Source organism: Variovorax sp. 01T432, assembly GCF_056398605.1.
This window is the reverse complement of the sequence record NZ_JBFTPS010000110.1, coordinates 1-3,961: the sequence shown is the minus strand read 5'-3', so window position 1 is coordinate 3,961 and position 3,961 is coordinate 1. Positions and strand designations below refer to the sequence as shown.

At 60.0% G+C, this 3,961-nt stretch carries 4 protein-coding genes and 1 pseudogene; 1 reads left to right on the top strand and 4 read right to left on the bottom strand.

Annotated features, from left to right (window positions below):
- Positions 1–142: 142 nt before the first annotated feature.
- Together AC1DNF_RS35290 and AC1DNF_RS35285 are read right to left on the bottom strand one after the other, a co-directional pair.
- Positions 143–892 (bottom strand): annotated as a pseudogene (locus AC1DNF_RS35290) (AMP-binding protein); the annotation flags it as partial.
- Between the two features lie 37 nt (positions 893–929).
- A complete protein-coding gene (locus AC1DNF_RS35285; RefSeq protein WP_478153538.1) occupies positions 930–2,330 on the bottom strand; it encodes a GntP family permease in 1,401 nt (466 codons plus the stop codon).
- A gap of 661 nt (positions 2,331–2,991) precedes the next feature.
- On the opposite strand from AC1DNF_RS35285, the gene tnpB (AC1DNF_RS35280) reads away from it, so the two are divergent.
- Complete coding sequence (gene tnpB / locus AC1DNF_RS35280) at positions 2,992–3,249, top strand: IS66 family insertion sequence element accessory protein TnpB (protein ID WP_478153540.1); 258 nt, start codon at positions 2,992–2,994, stop codon at positions 3,247–3,249.
- A 220-nt stretch (positions 3,250–3,469) separates the two neighbouring features.
- Here the strand turns inward: tnpB (AC1DNF_RS35280) and tnpB (AC1DNF_RS35275) are convergent, their stop codons facing one another.
- Positions 3,470–3,727 (bottom strand): IS66 family insertion sequence element accessory protein TnpB, encoded by a 258-nt coding sequence (gene tnpB / locus AC1DNF_RS35275; protein ID WP_478153536.1) that lies wholly within the window; start codon positions 3,725–3,727, stop codon positions 3,470–3,472.
- 42 nt (positions 3,728–3,769) lie between these two features.
- Positions 3,770–3,961: transposase domain-containing protein (locus AC1DNF_RS35270; RefSeq protein WP_478153534.1), on the bottom strand; the 192-nt coding region annotated here is incomplete at its 5' end.

Here is a 3,961-nt window from a genome sequence, read left to right as displayed (position 1 = left end):
GCACGAGTCCGGTCAGCTCTGCCCGTTCCCCGTCCGTCAGCACAATCTCGATGGCAACTCGCACGATCAAACCCCGTTTCCGCCCGTAGTAGAGCATTGGAAGCGAGGCAATCATTTAAGTTCCCTCAAGAATGCAACACTACACTAGCTTGGCGCCGACCATGCAGGCGGAGTAAGGCAAACCCCAGGCGTTGACATGAAACATTGGTACGACCGGAAGAATGGTGTCACGCGCCGACAGATTCAACACATCCGGCATCGCGGAGGCAAATGTGTGCAGAAGGGTGGAGCGGTGGCTGTAGAGCACGCCCTTGGGGTTGCCGGTGGTGCCACTCGTGTAGCATAGGCTCGAGGCGGTGTTCTCGTCGAAGGCGGGCCACTCGAGTCGGTCGTCCTGGGCGGCCAGCAGCTCTTCGTAGCACAGCAGGTTGGAGATCTTGCTACTGGCCGGCATGTGCGCGCGATCGGTCATGAGCACGAAGTGCTTGACGCCGCTCATGCGCGGGGCAACGGCCTCGACCACTGGTAGGAAGGTCAGGTCAAAGCACAGCACCTGGTCCTGCGCGTCGTCGGCGATCCAGACCATCTGGTCGGCGTGCAGGCGTGGGTTGAGGGTGTGCAGCACAGCGCCCGAGCCGCTGACGGCGTAATAGAGCTCGAGGTGGCGGTAGCCGTTCCAGGCGATGGTGCCCACGCGCTGGCCGGGTTGCACACCCAAGGCGGTCATGGCCTTGGCGAGCTTCCTCGAGCGCTGGGCGAGGTCGCGAAAGGTGTACCGGTGGATGTCGCCCTCCACACGGCGCGAGACCACCAGTTGGTTGCCATGGTGGCGCTCGGCGTGGCGTAACAGCGAGGAGATCAGCAGCGGCTGACACATCATTTGACCAATCATCTAGGTTCTCCGTTCCGTCTTTCAGCGAGGTGGCTCGTCAGACGATTCCCGTCAAATAGAAGGTTGCAATCACGACAAATACAGCAACAGTCTTGATAAGAGTGATGCCGAAAATCGCCGGATAGGCTTGGCGATGGCTCAGACCGCATACCGCCAGAAAAGTGATGACTGCACCGTTGTGCGGCAAGGAGTCCATACCTCCTGAGGCCATGGAAGCCACGCGGTGCAGGACCTCGAGAGGAATTCCGACTGTCTTGGCATTGGCGATGAAGGTGTCCGCCATGGCCGCCAACGCGATTCCCATGCCACCTGACGCGGAGCCAGTAATTCCCGCCAGAGTCGTTACCGTCACGGCCTCGTTCACTAGGGTGTTGGGAATATGCTTGAGAGCTTCTGCCACTACCAAGAATCCGGGCAATGCTGCAATCACCGCGCCATAGCCGTATTCGGTTGCAGTATTCATCGTCGCCAGCATGGCGCCACCGACCGCACTCTTGGTACCCTCCGCGAACCCTTTCGAGGTAGCCTTCCAAGCGGTCAATAGACACACCGCAATGCCACACACCAACGCCAACTCGACCGACCACAAAGCGGAGACCTTCTGCACTTCCTGAACGACGGGTGCTGTGCTGCCGATTACCGCAGGAACGAAGCTGACCGTCTTGTCATAGATCGCCGGAAACACATAGGCCCCGAACACTTTGTTTAACACCGCCACGGTGATGAGCGGAAGCAGTGCCAGTAGTGGATGTGGAAGGTTGCCATCCTCAGATGACAGTGGTTCGTTGACAAGATTAGTGCCATAGCCTTCGCCGGCCTTTGCCGCGCGGCGGGTCAGCCACATCAGGTAGGCAAGCGAGCCGGCAAACACCACGATCGATCCGATCAAGCCGAGCCACGGCGCGGCCCACGCGTCGGTCTTGAAGAAGGTGGTAGGGATGATGTTCTGGATTTGCGGTGTTCCCGGCAGCGCGTCCATCGTGAATGTGGCGCCACCAGCCACAATGGTCGCGGGTATTAGTCGCTTGGGCAGATTGGCCGCCTTGAACATCTCTGCGGCAAACGGGTACGCGGCGAACACCACTACGAACAAAGAAACACCGCCATACGTCAAGAGTGCACAGACGACTGCAATGGCAATCACTGCATTCTTTGGGCCGCAGAACCGGCTCACCGAGGCAATGATGGATTTTGCGAAGCCCGAGACCTCAATGACCTTACCCAGAACTGCGCCCAACAGAAATACCGGAAAGTACAGCTTGGCGAACTGGGCGAGCTTATCCATGAACAACCCAGTGAACATGGGAAGGACCAGTTGCGGATCTGTCAACAAGACCGCACCAAGGGCTGCGATGGGGGCGAACAGGATCACGCTCATGCCTCTGTAAGCCACCAGCATTAGAAACGCTAGCGAGATCAAGACGATTAGTACGTTCATTCAACATCTCTTCTTTAAGAATTCATTCCCACGTCGCAGATGCCCGGACGTGGCGCGGCTCTCGGTTTGAGCCCTTATTTAGGCCATATGTATGCCGCCGTTTACCTGAAGCGTCGAACCGGTTATGGAGCCGGCCAGGGACCAGCACAAATACGAAAACACAGCGGCAGTTCCTTCTGACGTGCCCGCGTACGTTTGGCAAGCAGTTGGCCGAAACGGTCATGCCGTCCATGGCAGCGCTTGACAAATCGCACTGCCAATGCCGCCCATAGAGCCCGTTGCGGGTGCAACCTGTTCTTCACTCTTGCACCTTTCAATCACAAAGGAAGAGCCGGCACGCGGCTCTTGAAAATTGCCCAAAGGGATCTGTCCCATCCACGGACAAGCGCCCTTCCTCTGGGCGCACGTACCAGCCCGGTAAGTCCTTTGGGCCGGCAGATATTAATTCATCGATGAATGAATTTGTGATGCATAATCTAGTGATTAACCCTAACGGAGAGTAAGCGTCTGACCGAGCTGATGAACAAGGGCTGACTGCCGCTCTGGTGGAGATCGCGCTGGAGGGCACGACGCTGCGCCTGAGCGGCAGGGCCGCCGAGCGCGTTCTCGCCGGCCTGATGGCACGTCTCGCACAGTTGTCTTGTTGGCCAGTCGGGCCTACGTGTACCGAGGCAGCGGACGTTCGGAAAGCATCGACGCACCAGTCGCAGACCGTGGCGGGCGCGATGGCCATGGACCCGCTGTCGGGTCCGGTCTTCGTCTTCATCAGTCGGCCGCGACCGCGCAGTTACTCGTATGGGACCGGCACGGCTACTGGCTCGTATACACGCGTTTGGAGCGAGGCCGTTTTGCCAACACTGCGCGGATGGGCAGCGGCATCGCGATGAGCCAGCTCGCTGCGTGGCTGAAGGCATCCTGAGTCGCACGAGACGGTTGCAGACGCTCGATGTGAGCGCCATCGCCTAAGGCACGTTCAGAGAGCCTCAGGCCTTCAAGGCAATCGGCAATTCACCGACTGCCCACAGCCCGGCCACGCTGCGATCATGGAAGCTTAAGGAAATGCTGGTGCATGTCGCGCAGGCGTTTCCACAACTTGCGGCCACATGCGAACCAGCAGATGAGCTCGCTGTGCCTGGGCCTCAGGCTCGCGTGATGACGCTCAGCTCGGGAAGGCGCTGCCACGGCAGGCCCAGGACCAAGGCGTCGAACTGCGCAAGTGTGAGCGATAGCAAGGGCGTCGCGTTGGTCGTGCCCGGCCGGACGAAGCGCCCCGCGTTGAGCCTTCGCGCCGCGCACCACACGCCGAAGCCGTCGTGCACCAGCAGCTTGACGCGTGTGCCGCGGGCGTTCGCGAACAAGTAGCCGTGATGCGCCTGTGCAGCGCCGAAGACTTGCACGGTAAGCGTCCGGCGAACCCGTCTTGACGACGGGCACGGAGGTCAGTGCGTGGTGGACGCTGTCTGCCAGCGATGTGGTAGCAACTCATCGATCCGGCTTGCCGGGTGGGTCGGCAGTCGCTCGAGGACATCCTTCAGGTACGCATAGGGATCATGCCCGTTGATGCGTGCCGAGTGGACTAGGCTCATGACCGCCGCTGCGCGCTTGCCCGCTCGCAGGCTGCCGGCGAACAA